3 protein-coding genes are annotated in these 3,821 nt (G+C 66.7%); all 3 read right to left on the bottom strand.

Going from position 1 to position 3,821, the window contains the following annotated elements; genetic code table 11:
* Positions 1 to 968: glycosyltransferase (locus VFJ08_RS01615; RefSeq protein ID WP_324994475.1), on the bottom strand; the 968-nt coding region annotated here is incomplete at its 3' end.
* On the bottom strand, positions 965 to 2,920 hold the full coding sequence (locus VFJ08_RS01610; RefSeq protein WP_324994473.1) for an XrtA/PEP-CTERM system amidotransferase: 1,956 nt from the start codon (positions 2,918 to 2,920) through the stop codon (positions 965 to 967). The genes VFJ08_RS01610 and VFJ08_RS01615, both read right to left, overlap by 4 nt.
* 72 nt (positions 2,921 to 2,992) lie before the next feature.
* Positions 2,993 to 3,821, bottom strand: an 829-nt coding sequence (locus VFJ08_RS01605) for a glycosyltransferase (protein WP_324994471.1), incomplete at its 5' end; no start/stop codon positions are given.

Below are 3,821 nucleotides of genomic sequence, written 5' to 3'. Positions count from 1 at the left end.
CAGGCCAGGGCTTCAAGCACGACGTTGGGCATGCCTTCGGAGCCGGCGGCATGCATGAGGACGTCCGCCGCCGAAAAATAAGTCGGCAAATCGTCATGCGCGACCGCGCCCTCGAAGCGAACGCGCCCGCTTACTCCCAGACGCTCGGCCCGGGCCCGCAGCGCACCGGCTTGCGGCCCGTCGCCAACCAGCAGCAGCGTGACATCGTCGGCCTGCGCCAAGGCATCGAGTGCCACATGCATGCCCTTGCGCTCGATCAGATGACCGACACATAACCAGACCCGGCCTTCGCGCCCCCTTCCTGATAGCCCTAGTTCCGCGCGGGCCGTAACACGATCGCGCGGCGCGAAACGGATCAGATCGACCCCGTTGCGCAGGGTCTGAATCCGATCGTCCGGCAGCCCGAGGCGGCGCATGCCGTGCGCCAACGCTTCGGATACCGCGATCAAAGCGCCGGCCCGGCGCGCGGCCTGTCGAATTTGACGCCGGGGGATCGCCATGTGCGCGATCTGGTTGATGTCCGCGCCGCGGGCGGTGATCGTCAGCGGCCGCTTGAACCGCTGCGCCAGCCTCGCCGCTGCGACGCCGTCGGGATAGAAATAATGGGCATCGATCAGGTCGAACTCGAATCCTTGATCACGCAATCGCTGCAACCCGGGGGCGACCGCCCGCGCCATCGCCCTCGGAACCCAGGTCATACCGATCTTGGGCAGCACGATATAGCGTGGATGTTCGATCGGAATACCGTACCGCACTTCCCGCGACGGCACCGCCGCCATTTGCGCGTAGCGGCCGAACCGCGGGTGTTTGGAGAAAAACCACGGCACCGGCGCGATCACGCGCGCCTCGACCCGCCCGGTCTGCACCAGCCCGCGCAGCCGCTCTTCGACGAATATGCCGTGGCGCGGCTGGGCGCTGTTCGGGTACAGACTGGTTACCACCACGATGCGCACGGGCCGGTTACTCATGCACGGGCTCTCGTCGGTTTTTCATCGATCGGGCGATACGCCCGTTCGGCCGGCGCCGGCCGCGTGGCCGCCTCGCGTTCGAAAAACCGCGCCAGCATGAGCAACGACCAGATCACCGTGCCGTGATCCCGGCGCCCGCTGTCGTGGTCGGACCAGAGCCGTTCGAGCGTTTTCGGTTCGAAGATGCCGGATTCGACCAGTGGCCCGGCGGTGAGCGCCGCCGCGCCAACCTCGCGCAGCGGGCCGCGGAACCAGTCGGCGAGCGGCACCGAAAAGCCTTTTTTCTGCCGGTACAGGATGTCGTTCGGAAGATGGCCTTCGAAACTCTTCTTCAACAGATATTTGCCCTGGCCTTGGCGCAGCTTGTAGTCGCGGGGCAGCGCGGCCGCCCAGCCGACGAATTCATGATCGAGCAGCGGCACGCGGACTTCCAGGCTGTGCGCCATGCTGGCGCGATCGACCTTGGTCAAAATATCGCCCGGCAGCCAGGTTTTGTAGTCGAGATACTGCGCGATCGCGACCGGATCGTCGCTGCCGGCATTCGGCGCGATGTCCGTGAACAGATCGCGTACGCGATACCCGCCCAGTTCCTGCTTGAAAGACGCGCTGTAAAGGGTCTCGCGCAGGTCCTCGGGCACCGCCGAGACGCTGTGGCAGTAGGCCTCGGCCGTATCCATCGCCAGCGCCTGGAACGTGGTCTTGGCGCGCAGGAAACGCGGCGCGCGATCCAGCTTGGGATAGAGCCGGCCGAGCACGCCGAACACCGGGCGGCGGATCACGCGCGGGATACGCGCCCGGGCCCGGGATTCGTTGGCATGCAGCCGATAGCGCCGATAGCCGACGAAATTCTCGTCGCCGCCGTCGCCCGACAAAGCCACCGTGACCTGCCGGCGCGCCAGTTCGCAGACGCGATAGGTCGGCAGCGCCGAGCTGTCGGCGAACGGCTCGTCGTAGACATCGATCAGCGTATCGATCAGACCGAAATCGTCGCCCGATATCCGGTGCTCGCGGTGATCGGTCGCGTACTGCTCGGCGATGCGCCGGGCGTAGTCGGACTCGTCGAAGGCGCGCTCGTCGAAGCCGATGGCGCAGGTCTTGACCGGATCGTTCGCGGCGCCGGCCATGAGCGAGACCACGGCGCTTGAATCCACGCCGCCGGATAGAAACGCGCCGAGCGGCACATCGGCCACCATACGCATACGCACCGCGTCGTCGAGCCGTGCGTGCAGCTCTTCCGTAGCCTCGCTTTCGTCCGGCGCTTGGCCCGGTGTGAAATCGATATCCCAGTATTTCTCGGCGCTAGGGGCGCCCTCGCCCGCCGCCCAGGATAATCGGTGGCCGGCGGCGAGCTTGTAGACGCCGGCGAAGATCGACAGCGGCTCCGGCACATAGCCCAGCGCCAGATAGCCCTCGATCGCGCGCGGTTCAAGCGCACGCGACAAATCGGGATGCGCCATCAGCGTCTTGAGTTCGGAGCCGAATACCAGATCGCCGGCGGGCGTGAGCCCGTAATAGAGCGGTTTGATGCCGAGCCGGTCGCGCACCAGATGAATGCGCCGCTTCTCGGCATCCCAGACCGCGAAGGCAAACATGCCGCGCAGCCGATGCACACAGTCCGGCCCCCAGTGTTGCCAGGCCCGCAACAACGTTTCGGTGTCGCAGTGCCCCTCGAAGCGATAGCCCGCGCGCTCCAACTCGCGATTGATCTGGCGATAGTTGTAGATCTCGCCGTTGTAGGTGAGCGTGAAGCGGCCGTCCTCGGTAGCCATCGGCTGCTCGCCGCTGTCCGGGTCTAGAATCGTGAGACGACGATGCGCGAGCCCGCAGCCGGTTCGCTGTATCTGGTCGTGCTGATCCGGCCCGCGATGGGCCTGTGCCGTGTTCATCGCGTCCAATACATCCGCGTCGGCACACCGGCCGTCACCGGTCACGATCCCTGTTAGACCACACATAGGTGTTCCTTCACTGAGGGTGCTTACAAAACTACTGCGCTTGCCATTTCGGTTCCGCCCGGACGGCGGCGGTCAAGCCGGCCTTCGGTCGCGGCGGCCCGCTCGGCGAGCCAGCAGTTCATCGTAGAGCTTGATGTAGCCGTCCACCATCGCATCGATGCTGAATTCGGCCTCGACGCGGCGCCGTGCCGCCTCGCCCATCGCGCGGGCGCGCTCGGGTTGGGCGAGCACGCGGGCAAGCGCGTCGGCCAGTGCTTCGGGCTGGCGCGCCGGCGTCAGCAGCCCGGTTTCGCCGTCGCGCACCAATTCCGGGTTGCCGCCGACCGCGGTAGCGACCACCGGCAGGCCGGTCGCCATCGCTTCGAGTATCGTCAGCGCAATACCTTCGGCGATCGACGAACAGACATAAACATCGAACAGCCGAAGCAGCGCATCGGCGTCGTCGCGCTGGCCGGCCAGCGTCACGCGCTCCTCCAAACCGAGGCTGGCGATACGCTCGCGCAGGCGCTCGTGTTCCGGCCCGTCCCCGACCACCACCAAATGCAGCCGCGGCAGGTCGCGGCGCGCCACGAGCTTGGCCATCGCCTGTAGCAGATCGTCGAAGCCCTTCACCGGGTCCAGCCGGCCCACGGTACCGATCACCCGGGTGTCCGCATCCGGCGCGGGCAGACCTTCGACCGGGACGCGTGAGCCGGGCGCGAAGCGCGCGATATCGATCCCGTTGCGAATCAGCCGGATACGCGAGCGCGGAATACGAACGTCTTGTTCGAGCCAGCGCGCGAGATCGGCCGAAACCGGGACGAAGCGGCTGATCGTGGGCGCCAGCAGCCGGCGCAGCCAGCGATACTTCGTGTTCGAGCCGTTCGGATCGGCCGCATCGCGGCCGTGCTCGGCGTGCACG

The sequence above is a fragment of the Salinisphaera sp. genome (assembly GCF_035690525.1).
In the GTDB taxonomy this organism is placed as follows: Bacteria; Pseudomonadota; Gammaproteobacteria; order Nevskiales; family Salinisphaeraceae; genus Salinisphaera.
The sequence above is the reverse complement of the archived record's forward strand: the minus strand, read 5'-3'. Positions and strand labels throughout refer to the sequence as shown.

What these genes read in the sequence shown, in the direction of transcription:
- VFJ08_RS01610 (WP_324994473.1), bottom strand. Translation starts at nt 2,920, where the DNA reads ATGTGTGGTCTAACAGGGATCGTGACCGGTGACGGCCGGTGTGCCGAC.